The 18,884-nt window shown below is 67.2% G+C and carries 20 protein-coding genes; 10 read left to right on the top strand and 10 right to left on the bottom strand.

Going from position 1 to position 18,884, the window contains the following annotated elements; all coding sequences use genetic code 11:
• Positions 1-3: 3 nt before the first annotated feature.
• From AC1RP5_RS07605 to AC1RP5_RS07595, 3 genes are read right to left on the bottom strand one after another with little or no spacing between them, the layout of a single operon-like run.
• Positions 4-945 (bottom strand): site-specific tyrosine recombinase XerD, encoded by a 942-nt coding sequence (locus AC1RP5_RS07605; RefSeq protein ID WP_493110021.1) that lies wholly within the window; start codon positions 943-945, stop codon positions 4-6.
• Positions 942-2,552, bottom strand: a complete 1,611-nt coding sequence (locus AC1RP5_RS07600; RefSeq protein ID WP_493110020.1) for a hypothetical protein — start codon at positions 2,550-2,552, stop codon at positions 942-944. Before AC1RP5_RS07600 ends, AC1RP5_RS07605 begins: the two co-directional genes overlap by 4 nt.
• Entirely contained in the window at positions 2,533-2,679 is a 147-nt protein-coding gene (locus tag AC1RP5_RS07595) for a hypothetical protein (RefSeq protein WP_493110019.1), read from the bottom strand. Before AC1RP5_RS07595 ends, AC1RP5_RS07600 begins: the two co-directional genes overlap by 20 nt.
• A 116-nt stretch (positions 2,680-2,795) precedes the next feature.
• Between AC1RP5_RS07595 and AC1RP5_RS07590 the strand changes: the two genes are divergently transcribed.
• The 4 genes from AC1RP5_RS07590 to AC1RP5_RS07575 are packed head-to-tail and all read left to right on the top strand — an operon-like array spanning position 2,796 to position 6,505.
• On the top strand, positions 2,796-3,386 hold the full coding sequence (locus AC1RP5_RS07590; protein ID WP_493110018.1) for a shikimate kinase: 591 nt from the start codon (positions 2,796-2,798) through the stop codon (positions 3,384-3,386).
• Positions 3,383-4,510, top strand: coding sequence for a 3-dehydroquinate synthase (gene aroB, locus AC1RP5_RS07585; protein ID WP_493110017.1), 1,128 nt, complete (start codon positions 3,383-3,385; stop codon positions 4,508-4,510). Before AC1RP5_RS07590 ends, aroB begins: the two co-directional genes overlap by 4 nt.
• Positions 4,511-4,518: 8 nt before the next feature.
• Positions 4,519-5,823: an HlyC/CorC family transporter gene (locus tag AC1RP5_RS07580; RefSeq protein WP_493110016.1), complete on the top strand. Its 1,305-nt coding sequence runs from the start codon at positions 4,519-4,521 to the stop codon at positions 5,821-5,823.
• 28 nt (positions 5,824-5,851) lie between these two features.
• Positions 5,852-6,505, top strand: a complete 654-nt coding sequence (locus AC1RP5_RS07575) for a DUF2889 domain-containing protein (protein WP_493110015.1) — start codon at positions 5,852-5,854, stop codon at positions 6,503-6,505.
• 7 nt (positions 6,506-6,512) lie between these two features.
• Here the strand turns inward: AC1RP5_RS07575 and AC1RP5_RS07570 are convergent, their stop codons facing one another.
• The gene (locus tag AC1RP5_RS07570) at positions 6,513-6,797 is read right to left on the bottom strand and encodes a BolA family protein (protein ID WP_493110014.1); all 285 of its coding nucleotides are present in this window, start codon (positions 6,795-6,797) and stop codon (positions 6,513-6,515) included.
• Between the two features lie 52 nt (positions 6,798-6,849).
• On the opposite strand from AC1RP5_RS07570, the gene AC1RP5_RS07565 reads away from it, so the two are divergent.
• From AC1RP5_RS07565 to AC1RP5_RS07550, 4 genes are all read left to right on the top strand, one after another.
• Positions 6,850-7,431 carry a J domain-containing protein gene (locus tag AC1RP5_RS07565; protein WP_493110013.1) on the top strand — a complete coding sequence of 194 codons (582 nt, stop codon included), beginning with the start codon at positions 6,850-6,852 and terminating at the stop codon, positions 7,429-7,431.
• A 111-nt stretch (positions 7,432-7,542) separates the two neighbouring features.
• Complete coding sequence (gene cobS / locus AC1RP5_RS07560) at positions 7,543-8,547, top strand: cobaltochelatase subunit CobS (RefSeq protein ID WP_493110012.1); 1,005 nt, start codon at positions 7,543-7,545, stop codon at positions 8,545-8,547.
• Between the two features lie 17 nt (positions 8,548-8,564).
• Positions 8,565-10,475: a cobaltochelatase subunit CobT gene (gene cobT, locus AC1RP5_RS07555; protein WP_493110011.1), complete on the top strand. Its 1,911-nt coding sequence runs from the start codon at positions 8,565-8,567 to the stop codon at positions 10,473-10,475.
• Between the two features lie 17 nt (positions 10,476-10,492).
• Positions 10,493-11,494 (top strand): esterase-like activity of phytase family protein, encoded by a 1,002-nt coding sequence (locus tag AC1RP5_RS07550; protein WP_493110010.1) that lies wholly within the window; start codon positions 10,493-10,495, stop codon positions 11,492-11,494.
• A gap of 98 nt (positions 11,495-11,592) precedes the next feature.
• On the opposite strand, the gene rpmB is transcribed toward AC1RP5_RS07550, so the two are convergent.
• From rpmB to AC1RP5_RS07530, 4 genes are all read right to left on the bottom strand, one after another.
• On the bottom strand, positions 11,593-11,898 hold the full coding sequence (rpmB, locus tag AC1RP5_RS07545; RefSeq protein WP_493110009.1) for a 50S ribosomal protein L28: 306 nt from the start codon (positions 11,896-11,898) through the stop codon (positions 11,593-11,595).
• A 74-nt stretch (positions 11,899-11,972) separates the two neighbouring features.
• Positions 11,973-12,455, bottom strand: a complete 483-nt coding sequence (locus AC1RP5_RS07540) for a YcgN family cysteine cluster protein (RefSeq protein WP_493110008.1) — start codon at positions 12,453-12,455, stop codon at positions 11,973-11,975.
• Between the two features lie 9 nt (positions 12,456-12,464).
• On the bottom strand, positions 12,465-13,634 hold the full coding sequence (locus AC1RP5_RS07535) for an MFS transporter (protein ID WP_493110007.1): 1,170 nt from the start codon (positions 13,632-13,634) through the stop codon (positions 12,465-12,467).
• A complete protein-coding gene (locus AC1RP5_RS07530) occupies positions 13,621-15,489 on the bottom strand; it encodes an ABCB family ABC transporter ATP-binding protein/permease (RefSeq protein WP_493110006.1) in 1,869 nt (622 codons plus the stop codon). Before AC1RP5_RS07530 ends, AC1RP5_RS07535 begins: the two co-directional genes overlap by 14 nt.
• A 106-nt stretch (positions 15,490-15,595) precedes the next feature.
• On the opposite strand from AC1RP5_RS07530, the gene AC1RP5_RS07525 reads away from it, so the two are divergent.
• Positions 15,596-16,444: a DUF3108 domain-containing protein gene (locus AC1RP5_RS07525; protein ID WP_493110005.1), complete on the top strand. Its 849-nt coding sequence runs from the start codon at positions 15,596-15,598 to the stop codon at positions 16,442-16,444.
• On the opposite strand, the gene AC1RP5_RS07520 is transcribed toward AC1RP5_RS07525, so the two are convergent.
• Both AC1RP5_RS07520 and AC1RP5_RS07515 read right to left on the bottom strand, forming a co-directional pair.
• Positions 16,445-16,852 carry a hypothetical protein gene (locus AC1RP5_RS07520; RefSeq protein ID WP_493110004.1) on the bottom strand — a complete coding sequence of 136 codons (408 nt, stop codon included), beginning with the start codon at positions 16,850-16,852 and terminating at the stop codon, positions 16,445-16,447.
• 80 nt (positions 16,853-16,932) lie between these two features.
• On the bottom strand, positions 16,933-18,144 hold the full coding sequence (locus tag AC1RP5_RS07515) for a polyhydroxyalkanoate depolymerase (protein WP_493110003.1): 1,212 nt from the start codon (positions 18,142-18,144) through the stop codon (positions 16,933-16,935).
• 82 nt (positions 18,145-18,226) lie between these two features.
• On the opposite strand from AC1RP5_RS07515, the gene AC1RP5_RS07510 reads away from it, so the two are divergent.
• Positions 18,227-18,883 carry a glutathione S-transferase family protein gene (locus AC1RP5_RS07510; RefSeq protein WP_493110002.1) on the top strand — a complete coding sequence of 219 codons (657 nt, stop codon included), beginning with the start codon at positions 18,227-18,229 and terminating at the stop codon, positions 18,881-18,883.
• Position 18,884: the final 1 nt, after the last annotated feature.

Genomic DNA, 18,884 nt, shown 5'->3' with positions numbered 1-18,884 from the left:
CTGTCAACCGGCCGGCCGGCGCTTTCGCCGGGCCAGCGGATGGTGCTCCTGCACCAGCGACCGCAGCTTCTCGTCGAGCACATGGGTGTAGATCTGGGTCGTCGCGATATCTGCATGGCCCAGCATCAATTGCACCGAACGCAGATCCGCGCCGCCCGCCAGCAGATGGCTGGCGAAGGCGTGCCGCAGCACGTGCGGCGACACCCGCGCCGGATCGATGCCGGCGCCCAGCGCTGATTCCTTCAGGAGCTGCGCGAACCGCTGGCGCGTCAGGTGTCCCGTGCGGCCGCGCGAGGGGAACAGGAACCGCGAGGTCTCGCCCTCGGCGAGCTGCCCGCGCCGCATGTGCAGCCACGCGACGATCGCCATGCGCGCCGGGTCCGACAGCGGCACCAGCCGCTCCTTGTCGCCCTTGCCGCGCACCAGCAGCATCGAGGGATCGCGTTCGACGGCGGACAGAGGCAGGCTCACCAGCTCCGACACACGCAGGCCCGCCGCGTAGAGGATTTCCAGCAAGGTCGCCATGCGCCCGCCGTCCACGGCATCCTTGGTGCGCGCGGCGTCGATCAGCCGATCGACCTCCTCGCGCGACAGGACTTTGGGCAGCGGCCGGCCAAGTCTCGGCGAATCGAGCGTGCTGGCCGGATCGTCCTCGCGCAGGCGCTCGGCCAGGATGAAGCGGAACAACTGGCGCATCACCGAAAGCCGTCGCGCCACCGTGCGCGGCGTCATGCCGAGATAGTCGAGCGACTTCAAATAGGCGCGCAGCGCGTTCGCATCGGCCGTCACCGGCCCCTGCTTGCGGCGTGTCAGGAAGGTCTGGAGATCGGCGAGGTCCGCGCCATAGGCGATCAACGTGTTCTTCGACGCGCCGCGCTCGGCCTGCAGCATCTCGAGGAAGGCCTCGACCTCGCGCGCGTGCTTATAGGCGGGCTTGCGTTTCACAGGTTGTGCGCAATCGCGACTTCGACCGCGAACAGCCGGCCGGCATATTCCTCGCCGACCTGGCGCAGGGCGCGCACGATGGCGCCGACCGCGGCCGGATGGAGATCGACCAGCGCCACTTCGCCGATCGCCGCGCAAGCCAGCAACGCGGTCTCGGCGCGGCGACGGCCGTTCGCCGCGGACTGCAGCGCCTGCATCGTCGCGGGCGCGGGCGAGACCAGTCGCGCATTGCCCGGCGTCTCGGGCAATGCGGTCGAGCCGGCGGGCAGGTCGAAGCCGATGGAGCGGAACAGTTCGAGCAGCAGGTAGCCGCGCAGTTGCGCCTGTGCGGAATTGTCCTGACGGATCGCGTCGTACCAGCGGTTCACGTCCTCGGCCGACAGGCGCTTGGCATCGTCGACGCCGGCGACAGCCATCAGCGGCATCAGCCGGTCGAGCGAATTCATCGCGCGGGCGTTGTTGGAAGCAGCTGGGATTGCGAGATGCGTCCACGCCCGCGTCTGCTGCTTGTCGCCCAGCAGCAGGAAGCCGCGCATGACCTCCTGCGCCACGTTGGCGTATTCGGCCTTGGGCTGGACGTTCATCAAGGCGCCGGCGCTGGCCCGCGCGACCGTGGGGAACAGCGCACCGCCGCGTTCCTCGCCATAGACGGTGGCGATCGCGCTCACGAGCTGCTGCGCGTTCTGCGCGCCGCGGGCCGACGCGACCAGTCGCGCGCGCTTGGCCATTGGTGCGGGCAGCACGACCTTGTCGCGCACCGCTTCGAGATAGAGGTCGCCGAGCTTCGAGGCCTCGACGATCGCTAGCGCCTCGCCGCGCTCGGCAATGTCGAGGCGCGTCGGCACCGGAAGGGTCCGGTGCGCCACCAGCGAGCGCATCAGCGGCGGCTGCGTGGTGCGCAGCGTCGCGGCCGACGGCTGGATGAAGGCGAGGTCGAGCATCACCATGGCCGGCCCGTCAAGCTGCGCCGGCGGCGGCGCGGTCGGCGACAGGCCCTCGGCCGCGATCTCGACCAGCTTGTAGAAGGCGGGATCGGTGGCCTTCAGCGGCTGGGCCATCTCCAGCGCGCCGGCATTGTCGCCGGCCACCAGCTTGCAGACGATGCCGGCCCGGCGCGCGAACGGATCGGGCAGCTTGTTCGTGCGCACGATCTGGCAGGCCGAGTCCTTCTCGCCCGCCATCATCAGGGCGTTGACGGCCGTGGCGGCGAGCGCGGGATCGGCATAGGCGCCGATGCTGCGCACCATCTCGTTCAGGTTCTCGGCCTCGCCCATGGCGGCCAGGCGATCGACCTTGCGGGCAAACAGGCTGGGCGGCGGGCTGGCGTCGGCGGCCGGCGGGTTGATCTGGCTCACCAGCACCTTGAACTGGAGATCGCGCATCGCCCGGCTGCGGGGCGCGGCCTGCAGGGAAGAAACCAGCCGCTTGGCGTTGCCGAGCGAGGTGCCGTTCCAGGCGTCGGCCGGCATGCCGCCGGTCGTCGCGGTGAGGAAGCCGCTGGGGCGGCTGTCGAAATCGGGGCCCTGCGCCCGGGCGGGCGACCAAACGAAGCTCAGTGCGGCGACAGCCGCGGCCAGCAGGCCGCAACTAGCGCGCAAAGCGTTCATTGGGGACCGGAACCTCGAAATGCTTCAGCGGCGGGCGCGGTTCGATGACCGCAAGGGCCACCAGTCCGGCAATCACGAGGGTCACGGCGGCGACGATCACCACGGGCCCCAGACGCAGGGTCGGCACGCTGAATCGGGTTCTGGATCGGAACAAAGGCACGGCGCCGGCAACCTACCCGCCCGCCGTCTAGGCGGCAATTGCCTATCAGCCCTCCCGGCCAATCGCTTGAAACTACGGGCATTATGCGCGACAGAATGGGCCAGCTCGACATGGACGCCTCCTCTCCCCTGTCCTTGCCGCGCACCGTAGCCCTCGTGGGTCTGATGGGCGCGGGCAAGAGCGCCATCGGCAAACGGCTGGCGGCTAGACTCGGCCTCCCGTTCGTCGACGCAGACGACGAGATCGAGCGCGCGGCGGGCTGCACGATCGCTGAATTTTTCGAGCGCTACGGCGAGCAGGAATTCCGTGCCGGCGAGCGGCGGGTGATTTCCCGCCTGCTCGACGAGACGCCGAGGGTCCTGTCGACCGGCGGCGGCGCCTACATGGACCCTGAGACAAGGGGCCTGATGAAGACGCGGGCGCTGACCGTGTGGCTGCGGGCCGAGCTCGACGTACTGTTCGACCGGGTGAAGAAGCGGACGCACCGTCCCCTGCTGCGCCAGGGCGATCCCAAGGAAATTCTCGCGCGGCTGATGCAGGCGCGTTACCCGATCTACGCCGAGGCCGACATCGTGGTCGATTCGACCGCCCAGCCGGCCGAGCGCACCACGGAGCAGGTGATCGACGCGATCCGCGCGCATCTGCAGGCCCAGACAACAGGACAATCGGCATGAGCTCGCCCCGCACCATCCGCGTCGACCTGGCCGGTCGCGCCTACGACATCGCCATCGGCCCCGGCCTGATCGACCGCGCGGGCGAGCTGTCGCGCCCGCTGCTGGCCGCACCGCGCGTGACCATCGTGAGCGACGACACGGTGGCGCCGATCTATGGCGAGCGCCTGATCGCTTCCTTCGCCAAGGCCGGCGTGAAGACCGAGTTGGTCACCGTGCCCGCCGGCGAGAGCAGCAAGGACTTCGCGAGCTTCGGCCGGTTGATGAACGAGTTGCTCGATCGCCGCCCCGACCGCAAGACGACGCTGGTCGCGCTGGGTGGCGGCGTGGTCGGCGACCTCACGGGCTTTGCCGCAGCGGTGCTGTTGCGCGGCGTCGATTTCATCCAGGTGCCGACGACGCTGCTGGCGCAGGTCGACTCCTCGGTCGGCGGCAAGACCGGCATCAACACGCGTCACGGCAAGAACCTGGTCGGCTCTTTCTATCAGCCGCGCCTCGTGCTCGCCGACACGACGGTGCTCGATACGCTGCCGCGCCGCGAGCTGCTGGCGGGCTATGCCGAGGTCGCGAAGTACGGGCTGATCGACGATCCGGACTTCTTCACCTGGTGCGAGCAGAACGGCGAGAAGGTGCTGGCGGGCGATGCCGCAGCGCGCACCTACGCGATCGAGCAGAGCTGTCTTTCAAAGGCGCGCATCGTGGCGGCCGACGAGCGCGAGACCACGGACCTGCGCGCGCTGCTCAATCTCGGCCACACGTTTGGCCACGCCCTCGAGGCCGAGACCGGCTTCGGCTCGACCCTGCTGCACGGCGAAGCCGTCGGCGCGGGCATGGCGATGGCGTTCGATCTGTCGGCGCGGCTCGGGCTCTGCCCCGAGGCCGATGCGGTGCGCGTGCGGCGCCATCTCGGCGCGGTCGGCCTGCCGGTGCGCCTGCGCACGATCGGCGGCGACAACAGCCGCACCTGGGATGCGGCCAAGCTGATCGAGCACATGCGCGGCGACAAGAAGGCCGAGGGCGGCAAGCTCACCTTCGTGCTGGCGCGCGGCATCGGAAAATCCTTCGTCACCCGCGACGTCGACGAGACGGGCCTGCGCGGCCTGCTCGACGACGCCATCGCTGCCTAAGGAGCGGCATGGACGCCGAGCTGCATTTCGACATCCCGCTTTCCTTCGCGGTCCCGCTGGTCGTCGTCTGCCTGTTCCTGGCGGCGTACCTGTCGGCGGCGGAGACGGCGATCACGGGTGCGTCGCGGCCGCGCATGCATCGCCTCGCGCAGCAGGGCAATCCCAAGGCCGTGATCGTGAACGCCCTGCTCGACCGCAAGGACGAGACGGTGAGCGCGGTGCTGCTCGGCAACAACGTGGTCAACATCTTCTCGGCCTCGCTGTCGACGGCGGTGCTGACGGCCCTGTTCGGCGCGGCGGGTGTCGTCTACGCCACGCTGGTCATCGGCGTGATGATCGTGATCTTCGCCGAAGTGATGCCCAAGACCTGGGCGCTGCTGCGCGCCGACCGCGTGGCGCTGGCGCTGGCGCCGTCGATCATGGTGACGCTCACCATCCTGGGTCCGATGGCGCGCGGGGTGGCAGCGATCTCGCGCTTCTTCCTGCGCCTCCTGAACGTGCGCACTGATCGCACGCCCGACGCCGAGGAGCAGAGCGACACGCTGCGCGGCGCCATCGAACTGCATGGCGAGGGCCAGACCGGCGACAGCGCGCCGGCCGAGAAGGCGATGCTGCGCTCGGTGCTCGACCTTGGCGACCGCACGGTGGGCGACGTCATGACCCATCGCGGTAATGTCGTGCTGATCGACGCCGACCAGCCGACCGACGCCATCGTCTCGCAGATGCTCGAGGCGCCTTATACGCGCATCCCGCTCTATCGCGGCGAGGCCGACAACGTGGTCGGCATCGTGCACGCCAAGGATCTGTTCCGTGCGGTGAAGGCGGCGGGCGATCCCGAGGCGGTGAAGATCGATTCGACCATGACCGCGCCCTGGTTCATTCCGGAATCGACGGTGCTGTTCGACCAGCTCGAGGCCTTCCGCGCCCGCCATGAACATTTCGCCATCGTGGTCGACGAATACGGCGCGCTGCGCGGCATCGTGACGCTCGAGGACATCATCGAGGAGATCGTCGGCGACATCGAGGACGAGCACGACGCGATCCGTCGCGGCGTGGTCCGGCGCGAGGATGGCAGCATGGTCTGCCAGGGCGACGTGCCGATCCGCGACCTCAACCGCGAATTCGGCTGGGGCCTGCCCGAGAGCGTCGCCACGACCATCGCCGGCCTGGTGCTGCACGAGGCACGCCGCATCCCGGAAGTGGGCCAGGTTTATGCATTTTACGGTTTCAGATTCGAGATTCTGAAGCGCGAGGGCACGCGTATCGCCGAGTTGCGGATCGTGCCGCCCGCCGCCATACAGGCGGGCAACTGACCTCCACCTGACATAACGGGGAACCACCATGCCGCTTTCGCCACCTATCGGGCGACAGCACCTTCATACGCGCCGCGTCGTCTGCGAAGGCTTCTTCCGCGACGACGGGCTGTGGGACATCGAAGGCCGCATCACCGACGAGAAGACCTACGAGCACGCCAACGAATGGCGCGGCCCGCTGAAGCCGGGCGACTTCGTGCACGACATGTCGATCCGCCTCACGATCGACCACACGCTGCTGATCGTCGACGCCGAGGCGGTGACCGACAGCTCGCCGTACAGCATGTGCGGCGACATCGCGCCGGACTTCAAGAAACTGGTGGGCCTGCGCATCGGCGGCGGCTTCCATCGCGCGGTGCGCGAGCGGCTGGGCGGCGTGCATGGCTGCACGCACATTGTCGAGCTGCTGCGGCCGCTCGCGACCACCGTGTTCCAGACCGTGTCGTCGAAGAAAGCGCGCGACCTGAACCGGGCACATCGCGAGAAGAACGGCACGCTGCCGGCGAAGGACCCCAACGCGCCGCCCAAGCCGCGCCGCAAGCCCTACATGCTCGACACCTGCCACACCTGGGCCTCCGACAGCGAAGTCACCAAGCGCTGGGTGCCGCACTTCTACACCGGCCCCGACGCCGAAGCCGTCCGCGCCGCCGTCGAAGGCAAGGATGTGGAGATGGAAGGCTGACGCAGCGCTACGAGCGCTTCCCGTCTTCCGCCGGCGTGAGCGTCTCCATCGCCAGTGCGTGCAGGCCCGCGTCGAGTTCGGCCTTGAGCGCGGCGTAGACCAGGCGCTGGCGGGCGACGCGATTCTTGCCCTCGAAGGCGGACGACACGATTTCGACCCGGAAATGAGTCTCGCCGCCCTCGCGCCAGCCGGCATGGCCGTGATGCTTCGAGGATTCATCTTCGATGGCCAGGCGCACCGGCGCGAACGTCGCCCGGAGCTTGCTGTCAATCGCCGTCGCCACCTTGCCCATGACTATTTTACCCTCTCTTGCCGCGTCACATCCTTAAACACATATTAGCCCGATGGCCCGACGGCGAGCGAACCCACTGACTGAAACGGATGGTCCGAAGCCGAACCAGCGCGTCTGCGAAGCGCCGGGCTGCAAGCTGCAGGGGGAATATCGTGCGCCCCGGGCGCGCGACAAGCTCGACGAATATCGCTGGTTCTGTCTCGAGCATGTCCGCGAGTACAACAAGAAGTGGGACTACTTCGCCGGGCTCGATTCCGACCAGATCGAGGCCCATATCCGCGCCGACACGACCTGGCGCCGGCCGGTCTGGCCGCTGGGCGCCCGGCGCAATGGCAACCCCTACGCCCATATCAAGGACCCGCTGGGCCTGGCCGATGACGCCGGCCTCGGCGAAAAGCCGCCGCCCAAGTACGATGGCAGCGAGCAACTGACCCCGGCCGAGCGAAATGCGCTCGATGTCCTTGAACTTTCATGGCCGCTTACCCGGGCTGTCGTGAAATCCCGTTACAAGGAGCTGGTGAAGCTGCATCACCCCGATGCCAACGGCGGGGCGCGCGAAGCCGAGGAAAAGATTAAGGAAATCAACGCCGCATATTCCACTCTGCGGGCCTCGGAGCACCTTCCGGCCGAATGATTAGCCCTGCTTGGGGCTGCTCCTGCATTTGGCCGCTTGCAGTGCACAAAGCTGCCTGCGACTATCAATTTGCCCGCAATTGGCGGGCATTGTTTTGTAGGAATTCGTGTGATGGCCTCTACGACGACCGCGGCCCGCCAGAATGTGTCGGGCATGCCGGATATCAAGGTTTCTGCGCGTCAGGTTTTCGGCATCGACACCGACATGGAGGTGCCGGCTTTCAGCGCACCGACCGAACATGTCCCGCAGGTCGACGACGCCTACCTGTTCGATCACGACACGACGATGGCGATCCTCGCCGGCTTCGCGCACAACCGACGTGTGATGGTCCAGGGCTATCACGGCACCGGCAAGTCGACCCACATCGAGCAGGTCGCGTCGCGCCTCAACTGGCCCTGCCTGCGCGTCAACCTCGACAGCCACATCTCGCGTATCGACCTGATCGGCAAGGACGCCATCGTTCTTCGCGACGGCAAGCAGGTCACCGAGTTCCGTGAAGGCATCCTGCCCTGGGCGCTGCAGAACCCGACGGCCCTGGTGTTCGACGAATACGACGCCGGCCGCGCCGACGTGATGTTCGTGATCCAGCGCGTCCTCGAGGTCGACGGAAAGCTGACCCTGCTCGACCAGAACAAGGTCATCCATCCGCATCCGGCCTTCCGCCTGTTCTCGACCGCCAACACGGTCGGCCTCGGCGACACGACGGGCCTCTATCACGGCACGCAGCAGATCAATCAGGGTCAGATGGACCGCTGGTCGATCGTGACGACGCTGAACTACCTGCCGCACGAGCAGGAAGTGAACATCGTTGCCGCCAAGACGCCGCACTACAACAGCGACGAGGGCCGCAAGACCATCGCCGCCATGGTGGCGCTGGCCGAGCTGACCCGCGCGGGCTTCATCGCCGGTGACATCTCGACCGTGATGTCGCCGCGTACGGTGATCACCTGGGCCGAGAATGCGCGCATCTTCGGGGGCGACGTGGGCTTTGCCTTCCGTCTCACCTTCCTGAACAAGTGCGACGAGGTCGAGCGCAGCACGCTCGCCGAGTACTATCAGCGCTGCTTCGGCAAGGATCTGCCGGCGACCAGCGGCAAGGGCGGCAAGCTGCACTAGTTAGTAAAGAGGGCCGCATGGCCAAGGACTCCACTCCCCTCGAGGAGTTTCGTCGCGTCACCGCCACCACAATGCGGGCGGTGTCGCGCAAGGACGTGAACGTCGCCTTCGTCCCCGATGGCGGTTCACTGCTGGGCCAGGAAGCCCGCATCACCGTGCCGGCGCGCGATCTGCCGGTCGAGGATGTGAGCCGCGTCCGCGGCGAGGCCGACTCGATGGCGCTGAAGCTGCGCCACCATGACCGCAAGACCCACCTGCGCCGCGTGCCGCGCGGCGAGGCGGCGCGCGCGATCTTCGAGGCGGTGGAACAGGTCCGCGTCGAGGCGCTGGGCGCCAAGAAGATGATCGGCGTCGCCGACAACCTCTCCGCTTTGTGGCGGCAGCGCTCCGACCAGCGCGGCCATGCCCGCATCAAGAACAAGGACGACGCGCCGATCGCCGACGTGGTCGGCCTGATCGCCCGCGAGCAGCTGCTGGGCGCCGCGCCGCCGGAATCGGCCAAGGCGATGGTCGACATGTGGCGCGCCGACATCGAGAGCGCCGCCGGCCGCGACTTCCAGAAGCTGCGCGATTCGCTGACCAACCAGGAAGCCTTCGCCCGCGCCGCCCGACAGCTCATCCGCGACCTGAAGCTGGGCGACGAGACGGCCGACCTGCAGGACGACGACAACGAGGATTCGCAGGATCAGGAGAACGCCGACGGTCAGTCGAACGAGACCGGCGACGACCAGAGCGATTCGAGCGAGACCCAGGGCTACGGCGCCCAAGGCGAGGAAACCGAGGACGCTTCCGAGCAGGAAGATGCTTCCGAGACCGTTGCCGACCAGGCCCAGACCGAGATGCAGATGGGCTCGGGCGACGAGGAGGAGCCGGGCCGCGCCGAGCGTCCGTGGCTGCCGCCGGGCGCGCTCAGCAACGAGCCCGCCGGCCAGCAGTATCACGCCTATTCCAACAAGTTCGACGAGATCGTCGAGGCCGACGCGCTGTGCGACGCCGAGGAACTCGGCCGCCTGCGCAACCATCTCGACCAGCAGCTGGCGCACCTGCAGGGCGTCATCGGCAAGCTCGCCAACCGCCTGCAGCGCCGTCTGATGGCGCAGCAGAACCGCGCCTGGGAGTTCGATCTCGACGAGGGCATCCTCGACGCCGCGCGCCTCACCCGCGTCGTCACCAACCCGATGCACGCTCTGTCGTTCAAGACCGAGCGCGACACCAACTTCCGCGACACCGTCGTCTCGCTGCTGATCGACAATTCCGGCTCGATGCGCGGCCGGCCGATCACGGTGGCGGCGATGAGCGCCGACATCCTCGCCCGCACGCTCGAGCGCTGCGGCGTGAAGGTCGAGATCCTGGGCTTCACCACGCGCGCCTGGAAGGGTGGCCAGAGCCGCGAGCAGTGGCTCGCCGCCGGCAAGCCGGCCAACCCGGGCCGCCTCAACGACCTGCGTCACATCATCTACAAGCCGGCCGATGCGCCGTGGCGTCGCGCCCGCAAGAACCTGGGCCTGATGCTGCGCGAGGGCATCCTCAAGGAGAACATCGACGGCGAAGCGCTGCTGTGGGCGCACAACCGCCTGCTGCCGCGGCCCGAGGAGCGCAAGATCCTCATGGTCATCTCGGACGGTGCGCCGGTCGACGACAGCACGCTGTCGGTCAATCCCGGCAACTATCTCGAGCGGCACCTGCGCGACGTGATCGACTGGATCGAGACGCGCTCGCCGGTCGAGCTGGTCGCCATCGGCATCGGCCACGATGTCACGCGTTACTATCGCCGCGCCGTCACCATCGTCGACGCCGACCAGCTGGGCGGCACGATGATGGAACAGCTCGCCTCGCTGTTCGACGACGACGACAAGAAGGAAACCCGCGCCGCCCGTGGCTCGGGCAAGCAGCCCGGCAAGGGCAAGTCCGGCAAGCGCGCCGCCTAGTCGCCCGCCTGCCTCCGGTGGCCAACCGCTTCCTTCTCTCGCTCTGCCTGCTCGTCGCGGCCTGCGCCGGCGCTTCGCCGCCGCCGGCCGTGGCGCAGGAACAACCCGTCACCATCGAAAGCTCGGCGCTCACGCTCAAGATCGACGAGCCGAAGGCCACGCGCGTCGGCAAGCTGATCTGGCGCGGTGGCATCGAGATGCGCGCGAACTCGCGCAATTTCGGTGGCCTGTCCGACCTCCACGTCACGCCCGACAACCGCACGCTGACCTCGATCTCCGACGAGGGCGCCTGGCTGGTCGCCACGCCCCGCTTCGACGACAAGGGCATGCTGGTGGGCCTGACCGACGCCCGCATGGGCCAGTTGCACGGCCTCGACGGCAAGCTGATCGAGAGCAAGCCGGAGGCCGACGCCGAGGCGATGGCCCGCCTGCCCGACGGTTCGTGGCTGGTGGCGTTCGAGCGCCGGCACCGGATCTGGCGCTATTCGTCGCTCACCGCGACGCCGACGCCCGTCGAGGGACCGGCCGATATCGGCCGCCAGCCCGGCAACGGCGGCATCGAGGCGCTGACCGCCCTGCCCGACGGCACCGTGATCGCCATCAGCGAGGAATACAGCCTCAAGGCGGGGTCGGTGGTGGGATGGATCGGCAAGCCCGGCGCCGAGGGCGGCCGCTATACGTGGAGTTCCTTCAGCTACGCCACGGTCCCCGACTTCAAGCCGACGGCGCTGACAGTGCTGCCGGACGGCTCCTACGCCACCCTGGAGCGGGCCTTCGACATGGTGCGCGGCGTGCGCATCCGGGTGATGAAGTTCGGGGCCGCCCAGCTCGCGCCCGGCGCGACGGTGAAGGCGGAGGAACTGGCGTTCCTCTCGTCACCCTATGCGGTCGACAATCTCGAGGGGCTGGCGGCAACGCGCGGCGCCAAAGGTGAGACGCTGCTGTGGCTGATGTCGGATGACAACTTCAATCCGCTTCAGCGCAATATTCTGATGCTGTTCGAACTCGCTCCAGGCTGAGCGAAGCTCAGCCCGTTGAGCGGCAGGACATTGCTTTGCAATGTCAGAGAGCGCCGGAGGTAGACGATACCTCCCCATCAGAATGGGGAGGGAAAGGCTTAGGCGGCTGCCTTAGCGTCCTTCTTGCCCTTGGCCGACACGACGCGGCGCTTCAGCACCTTCATCTCGGGCGACAGCTTGCTGTCGTTCGTGTCGATCAGGTAGGCGTCGATGCCGCCATTGTGCTCGATGGTCTTGATGCCGCGCGGCGTCAGGCGCAGGCGGACCGCGTGGCCCAGCGCATCCGACAGGACCGAAGCGACCTGCAGGTTCGACATGAACCGGCGCTTCGACTTGTTGTTAGCGTGGCTCACATTGTTGCCGTACTGGACGGACTTGCCCGAGAGGGCGCAACGACGGGGCATGACAATATCCGCTAAAAAAACGATCCCGCCGGAGGGCGGGAAGGCCGGCTTTTTACGGGCCGAACGGGTGCCCGTCAAGCGAACCAGTCCACGACTCTTTCACTGATATCCTCGACCTGGTCCTCGGGGATTACCCGCCCCCGGGCCGAGATTCCCGCCTCGTGCACAGTGTTTGGGTCACCCGAGATCAGGGGGTGCCACCAGTAGAGGTCCTGCTTGAAGTGGACCAGCCGGTACCCACAGGTCTTGGGGAGCCAGTCCATCTTGGCCACCACCTGTGGGGTGAGCTGGATGCAGTCCGGCACGATCTTCTTGCGGTTCTTGTAGTCCCGGCAGAGCGCGGTCTTGGGGTCCAGCAGCTTGCAGCAGGTGTCGGTCTGTACGAGCTCGCCCGTGCCCTCGTACTCCAACTTGTTGACACAGCACATGCCGCAGCCGTCGCAGAGCGATTCCCACTCCTGCTTGGTCATCTGGGAGAGGGTCTTACGCTTCCAGAAGGGCTCCTTCTGGGCGTCGGCGGCGAGACGCGCGCGCCTCAGGAACGACTTGGCGGCCATGGAGGGCTTTTAGCACGATGCCCGGCTACGGCCACGCATTGCCAGCAGGGCGCCGATCGTGGCGACGAAATAGAAGAAACCCAGGGTCCAGCCGAGGCCCGGATCGCCCACCACGTCCATGGCGGCCCCGGTGAGCGGCCGGCCGACCAGCCCGCCCACGATGTAGATCAGGCTGAAGGCGGTGTTGGCGCGGGCGATGTCGCCGCCGTTGAAGCGCTGGCCGAGCAGCGCCAGCCCCACGGGGTAGATCGCGAAGGAGATGCCGCCCCACAGCATGATCACGCCGACGATGGCGAGCGACTGGGCCGGCACGAAGGTGAGGCCGATCACCAGCGCCCCGCTGACCAGGGCACAGCCCGCCAGCACGCCGCGCCGGTCGAGATGGTCGGCCAGCCAGCCGATCGGCCATTGCAGCACGACGTTGCCGACCACGAAGGCCGAGAGCCACAACGCGCCTGTCTCCGATGCCACACCGGCGCTGACCGCGTAGACCGGCAGGAAACTGAAGGCGACCTGCTCGCCGAGGCCGCCGGCGAAGGCCGCCAGCATGGCAAGCGGCGCCGCCACGACGATCGCGGCATAGCCGCTATCCTCGTGATGTTCGATCGCCGGCGCCTTGTTCCAGTAGGGCAGCAGCGGCAGGGCAACCAGCAGGGCGAGGCCCGCACAGGTGAGGAACGGCGCCGGTCCGTAGACGCCGACGATCTGCAGCACGAACGGGCCCAGCGCGAGGCCCAGCGCCATCATGGTGGCGTAGATGCCCATCACGCGCCCGCGCCGCTTCTCCTCGACGACAACGTTCATCCAGATCTCGCTCACCACCCAGGGCACGCCGCCGACCGCACCGTGCAGGAAGGTGAGCGCGAACCAGACGATGGGCCCCGAGGTCACCGTATAGGCGACCGTCAGCACGCAGCCGGTGAGCACCGAGGCCAGGATGAACGGCACCGCGCCGAACTTCGCCGCCAGTCGCGGGATGTACGGCCCGGTGACCAGCATGCCGATCGCCCAGGCTGCCGCCACGACGCCGATGGTGAACTTGTCCGCGCCCTGCCGTTCCAGCGCGAGCGGCACCAGCGGCAGCGCGACGCCGGACTGCAGGCCGATGGCGGCGCAGGCGGCGAAGACCGGAACGAGCGAACGCCAGGGGCCGGTCGCGGCCGTGTCAGTCGCCGACACGCAGATGCCCCTCGCCGCGGAACGACGGCGGCTCCTCGACATGGCGCTCGGCCTCGGCGGCGGCTTCCTGCTGACGCCGCCACATGTCGGCGTAGAGACCGTTGCGGGCCAGCAGTTCGCCGTGGCGGCCGCGCTCGGCGACCCGGCCACGGTCGAGGACGACGATCTCGTCGGCACTGACGATGGTCGAGAGGCGGTGCGCGATCATCACCGTGGTGCGGCCACGGCTCACCTCTTCCAGCGACCGCTGGATCTCCTGTTCGGTGCGGGTGTCGAGGGCGCTCGTCGCCTCGTCGAACAGCAGGATGCGCGGGTTCTTGAGGATGGTGCGCGCGATCGCCACGCGCTGCTTCTCGCCGCCCGACAGCTTCAGCCCACGCTCGCCGACCGTGGTGTCGTAGCCCAGCGGCAAAGCCTTGATGAAATCGTGGATGCGGGCCAGGCGTGCGGCCTCCTCGACCTCTTCACGGGTGGCGCCGGGCCGGCCATAGGCGATGTTGTAATAGATCGTATCGTTGAACAGCACCGTGTCCTGCGGCACCACGCCGATGGCGGCGCGCAGGCTCGCCTGCTGGACGTCGCGGATGTCCTGGCCGTCGATACGGACATGGCCCGCGGCCACGTCGTAAAAGCGGAACAGGATGCGCGAGATCGTCGACTTGCCGGCGCCGCTGGAGCCGACGATGGCCACGGTTTCGCCCGGCGCCACGCGAAAACTGACATCGTGCAGGATCGGCCGCGTCTTCTCGTAGCAGAAGTCGACATGGTCGAAGACGATCTCGCCGCCGGTGACGGCGAGCGCCGGTGCGCCCGGCTTGTCGGCGATCTCCGCCTGCACGTCGAGCAGGCCGAACATCTTCTCCATGTTCACCAGCGCGCTGCGGATTTCGCGATAGGCGAAGCCCAGCAGGTTGAGCGGCATGTAGAGCTGGATCAGGAAGGCATTGACCGCGACGAAGTCGCCGATCGTCATCGTGCCGGCGACCACGCCCTGTCCCGCCATCGCCATGACGCTGACGAGGCCCACCGAGATGATGGTGCCCTGGCCGATGTTGAGCAGCGAGAGCGTGCGGCTGGAGCGAATGGCTGCCGTCTCGTAGCGCCGGCGGCCGACATCGTAGCGTCGCGCCTCGTGCGGCTCGTTACCGAAATACTTCACGGTCTCGAAGTTCAGCAGGCTGTCGATCGCCTTGGCGTTCGCGTCGGTGTCGGCATCGTTCATGTACCGCACGAACTTGATGCGCCATTCCGAGAGGATGATCGAGAAGGCGATGTAGGCGGCAATGACGACCAGGGTCACGACCGAGAAACGCCAGTCGTAGAGGCTCCACAGGATGCCGCCGACCAGGACGATCTCGAACAGGGTCGGCAGGATGTTGAAGGTCGTGAAGCGGATCAGGAATTCCATGCCCTGCGTGCCGCGCTCGATGACCCGGCTCAGGCCGCCGGTCTGGCGCTCCAGGTGGAACCGCAGAGACAGTGCATGCAGGTGACCGAACACTTCGAGTGCAAGATTGCGGATCGCCCGCTGCGCGACGGGGGCAAAGACGGCGTCGCGGATTTCGCCGAAGGCCTGCGCCAGCACCCGGGCCACGCCATAGGCCAGGATCAGGGCAATCGGCACGGCGACCGCCTGAGCGGCCGCGGAACCCAGCGCGTCGATGGACTGTTTGTAGAGGATCGGGACGTAGACGTTTACGAGCTTGGCCACCACCAGGAGGACCAGGGCCACCACGACCCGCACACGCAGGTTGGTTTCACCTTTTGGCCATAAATGCTGTCCGAGAATCCCGATGACGTCCCAAGTGCGCGGGGCGTCCGACTTGGGAGCGCCGTCATTGCCGGTCGTCGACATGAACGAAAAATGCCTTATTGGGCCACCATGTTGGGTGGCGAAGGGAGCGTCGGCCTTCTATCGTGCCCAGCAGGCCGAAGTAAGCCCCTCTGGGAAAGGGAGTCTCATGAGATTTCGTAGGGCCTTGGCAGCGATTGCCTTGAGCGTGGCCGCGCCTGCGGTGGCGTTGGCCCAGGGATCCGGAGCCCAGGGATCCGGCGAACCGCCGCGTCAGGTCAACATCGCCTACGAAATCACCTTTGCGGGACTTTCCGGCTTCCGCATCGACGTCACCGCCCGCTTCAACGGCTCGAGCTACGACGTCCAAAGCCGGACCTTCAAGGAAGGCATCCTGAAGGCCGTCACCATGAATTACGAAGGCCGCAATCGCGCCTGGGGCGGCTTCTCCACGCAGGGCGCCCAGCCGTCGGCGGGCTCACTGTCCATCATCGTGGGCGACAAGCCGCGCACGTGGATTGCGCAGTATGGCGGCGGCACGATGCAGGAGCAGCACAACCCGGCCTACAAGCCCTCACCGCAGAACACGATCACCGACGAGCAGCGGCGCGGCTCGCTCGATCCCATGTCGGCGGCGCTCAGCGTCGGCTTCGCGGGCAATGCCGCCTGCGACCGCACGGTGCAAAGCAACGACGGCAAGCGGCGCATCGACATCATCGTCAGGAAGGTCGGCACTGAGTCGGCGGCGGCATCGGGCATTCCGGGCGCACAGGGCGACGTGCTGGTCTGCGAGATCTTCACGAAGCGTGTGGCCGGCGAGTTCGACGAGGCGCCCAAGGAAGCCGAGACCGAGCGCGAGCGGCCGATGCGCATCTGGCTCGCGCGCCTAGACCAGAGCCAGATGCGCTATCCCGCCAAGCTCGAAGCGCAGACCGGCTTCGGCACCATCCGTGGCCGCATCCTCTCCTTCCAGGAGCGTCCGCTGACGCCGGAAGAAAGCCAGGCGATGCGGAAGTAGCTACCGAGGATGCGGCGTCGTAGACCGGCGCCCGTCGCTCTCGACGTCGATGCGTTCGACCGGCTGGCCAAGACCGTCCAGCGTGACGGCGAGTTCTTTTCCATCGACCGAGAAGATCACGCGTCGGGCGTTATCGGTTCGCACGAAACGCGGCACCAGCTTCATCGTCTGGATGGCGGCCATCCGCGCGTCCGGAGGCCCGATGGCGACGGTGAACTCGTCGTCCACCCGGCTGCAGCGCAGCCTCAGGACCTGATAGCTCACATCGCCCGAGACGACACCTTGCGCGACCGCCGCGCTCTTGCAGCCACCGCTTTGGAAGACGTTCTCGAGATACCAGACGAAACCAAAGAACCCGACCGCCATCGCCACGACGATGCCGAGCAGAACTTTCAGCCAGCGTAGCATGAGGTGCTCCCGGCGAACGTCTTCTTCGGAAGATCGGCCATGCCCCGAGGGTAGCGCGGATTTCCGGCCGGAAAAGCCCGCTATTCGTTCGCGAGAATCGTGTTGCGCACCAGCGGATAGATCTGGGTGGCCCAACGGCGGCCGCTGAACACGCCGTAATGGCCGACGCCCGCCTGCATGTAATGCTTCTTGCGATAGGGTCGGAGGCTGGAACAGAGATCGTGCGCCGCCACGGTCTGGCCCAGCGCGCAGATATCGTCGCGCTCGCCCTCGATGGTGAATAGCGCGGTCCGGCGGATGGCCTTGGGATTGACCTTCCTGCCCTTGTACTCGAGTTCGCCCTTGGGCAGGCGGTGCTCCTGGAACACCCACTGCACGGTCTCGAGATAGAACTCGGCGGCCATGTCGAGGACGGCGAAGTATTCGTCGTAGAAGGCCTTAATGGTCGCGGCCTGCTCGGTCTCGCCCTTGGACAGGTGATTGTAGAGTTCGACCTGCGCCTTGATGTGGCGCTCGGCATTCATGCTCATGAAGGCGGTGAGCTGGATGAAGCCGGGATAGACGCGCCGCGTGGCGCCGGGATAGCGCATCGGCACGCGGTGGATCAGGTTCTGCTCGAACCAGCTGATCGGCTTGCCCATCGCCAGCTCGTTGACCTTGGTCGGGCTGATGCGGGTGTCGATCGGTCCGGCCATCAGCGTCATGCTGCGCGGCTGGGCGGGGTTGTCGTCCTCGGCCATGATCGCCACTGCCGCCAGCGTCTGCACGCAGGGCTGGCAGACGGCGACGACGTGGACGCCGGGGCCCATCACTTCGAGGAACTCGATCAGGTGCTCGACATATTCGTCGAAGCCGAAGCGGCCGTTCCAGACGCCGACGTCGCGGGCATTGGCCCAGTCGGTGATGTGCACGTCATGGTCGGGCAGCAGCACGCGCACGGTATCGCGCAGAAGGGTCGCGAAGTGCCCCGAAAGAGGCGCGACCAGCAGGACCTTGGGCTGCGGCGGCACGCCGACCTTGGCAAAGCGCAACAGGGTGCCGAAAGGCGACGCAAAGACCTCCTCCTCGCGCACCTGGACCATCTGGTTGCCGTACTTCACCTCGGAAATGCCGAAGGACGGGCGGCGATGGGTCAGGGTCGCCCGGGTCGTCATCTCGCACAGGGCACTGGCTGCCCGCCAACTGTCGAGGTTCGCACTCCCGCCGCCATTGAGGGTCTGACCCGCCGCCGTCGCCCATAAACGGACCGGAAGCATCATATCGGCGGCGGTCTGGTACATCGCGTAAAGCATAAGGGGGCGACCGGTCCGGAATTTGCATCTTTGCGGGCACCTAAGACACAGACAGTCCCACCAATCGGGAGGGGTGGAGTCCATGGCCGAGGCCTCGCTCACCGTCAGTAGCAAGAACTATTCCTCTTGGTCGCTCCGCGGCTTCCTTCTCTGCCGGATTGCCGGTCTCGATTTCGAGGAGCGGGTCGCGCCCTGGGACGATCCGGCCACACGCGCGGAGCTGCTGCTGCTTTCGCCGTCCTTCCTGGTGCCCTGCCTGGAACATGGGCAGGTCAAGGTCTGGGACACGCTGGCCATCGCCGAGTATCTGCACGAAACCAAGCCGGCCGCCGGCCTGCTGCCGACCGATCCGGTGGCGCGCGCCCATTGCCGGGCGGTGTGCGGCGAGATGCATTCGGGCTTCGCCAACCTGCGCTCGGCGCTGCCGATGAACCTCAAGGTGCGCCACGACAGCTTCAAGGTCTGGGGCGGCGCGCAGGCCGACATCGAGCGGGTCGTCACGATCTGGCGCGAGTGCCTGCAGAAATATGGCGGGCCCTACCTGTTCGGCGCGACGCCAACCATGGCCGACGCCATGTACGCCCCGGTCTGCACCCGCTTCGCCACCTATAACGTGAAGCTCGATCCCGCCTCGGCCGCCTATCGCGACCTGATGCTGCGTTTCCCCGCCATGATGGAATGGACGGCGGCCGCTAAGGCGGAGCCGGAGGAAGTCGAGGAACTGGACGTCGAGTTCTAGT

The organism is Reyranella sp. GW821-FHT12G01 (assembly GCF_058806575.1).
The sequence above is the reverse complement of the archived record's forward strand: the minus strand, read 5'-3'. Positions and strand labels throughout refer to the sequence as shown.

Excerpts from the sequence above, each read along its gene's own strand:
- AC1RP5_RS07600 (WP_493110020.1), bottom strand. The coding sequence starts at position 2,552 with ATGAACGCTTTGCGCGCTAGTTGCGGCCTGCTGGCCGCGGCTGTCGCC.
- AC1RP5_RS07590 (WP_493110018.1), top strand. The coding sequence starts at position 2,796 with ATGCGCGACAGAATGGGCCAGCTCGACATGGACGCCTCCTCTCCCCTG.
- aroB (WP_493110017.1), top strand. The coding sequence starts at position 3,383 with ATGAGCTCGCCCCGCACCATCCGCGTCGACCTGGCCGGTCGCGCCTAC.
- AC1RP5_RS07580 (WP_493110016.1), top strand. The coding sequence starts at position 4,519 with ATGGACGCCGAGCTGCATTTCGACATCCCGCTTTCCTTCGCGGTCCCG.
- AC1RP5_RS07575 (WP_493110015.1), top strand. The coding sequence starts at position 5,852 with ATGCCGCTTTCGCCACCTATCGGGCGACAGCACCTTCATACGCGCCGC.
- AC1RP5_RS07570 (WP_493110014.1), bottom strand. The coding sequence starts at position 6,797 with ATGGGCAAGGTGGCGACGGCGATTGACAGCAAGCTCCGGGCGACGTTC.
- AC1RP5_RS07565 (WP_493110013.1), top strand. The coding sequence starts at position 6,850 with ATGGCCCGACGGCGAGCGAACCCACTGACTGAAACGGATGGTCCGAAG.
- cobS (WP_493110012.1), top strand. The coding sequence starts at position 7,543 with ATGGCCTCTACGACGACCGCGGCCCGCCAGAATGTGTCGGGCATGCCG.
- cobT (WP_493110011.1), top strand. The coding sequence starts at position 8,565 with ATGGCCAAGGACTCCACTCCCCTCGAGGAGTTTCGTCGCGTCACCGCC.
- rpmB (WP_493110009.1), bottom strand. The coding sequence starts at position 11,898 with ATGCCCCGTCGTTGCGCCCTCTCGGGCAAGTCCGTCCAGTACGGCAAC.
- AC1RP5_RS07540 (WP_493110008.1), bottom strand. The coding sequence starts at position 12,455 with ATGGCCGCCAAGTCGTTCCTGAGGCGCGCGCGTCTCGCCGCCGACGCC.
- AC1RP5_RS07530 (WP_493110006.1), bottom strand. The coding sequence starts at position 15,489 with ATGTCGACGACCGGCAATGACGGCGCTCCCAAGTCGGACGCCCCGCGC.
- AC1RP5_RS07525 (WP_493110005.1), top strand. The coding sequence starts at position 15,596 with ATGAGATTTCGTAGGGCCTTGGCAGCGATTGCCTTGAGCGTGGCCGCG.
- AC1RP5_RS07520 (WP_493110004.1), bottom strand. The coding sequence starts at position 16,852 with ATGCTACGCTGGCTGAAAGTTCTGCTCGGCATCGTCGTGGCGATGGCG.
- AC1RP5_RS07515 (WP_493110003.1), bottom strand. The coding sequence starts at position 18,144 with ATGCTTTACGCGATGTACCAGACCGCCGCCGATATGATGCTTCCGGTC.
- AC1RP5_RS07510 (WP_493110002.1), top strand. The coding sequence starts at position 18,227 with ATGGCCGAGGCCTCGCTCACCGTCAGTAGCAAGAACTATTCCTCTTGG.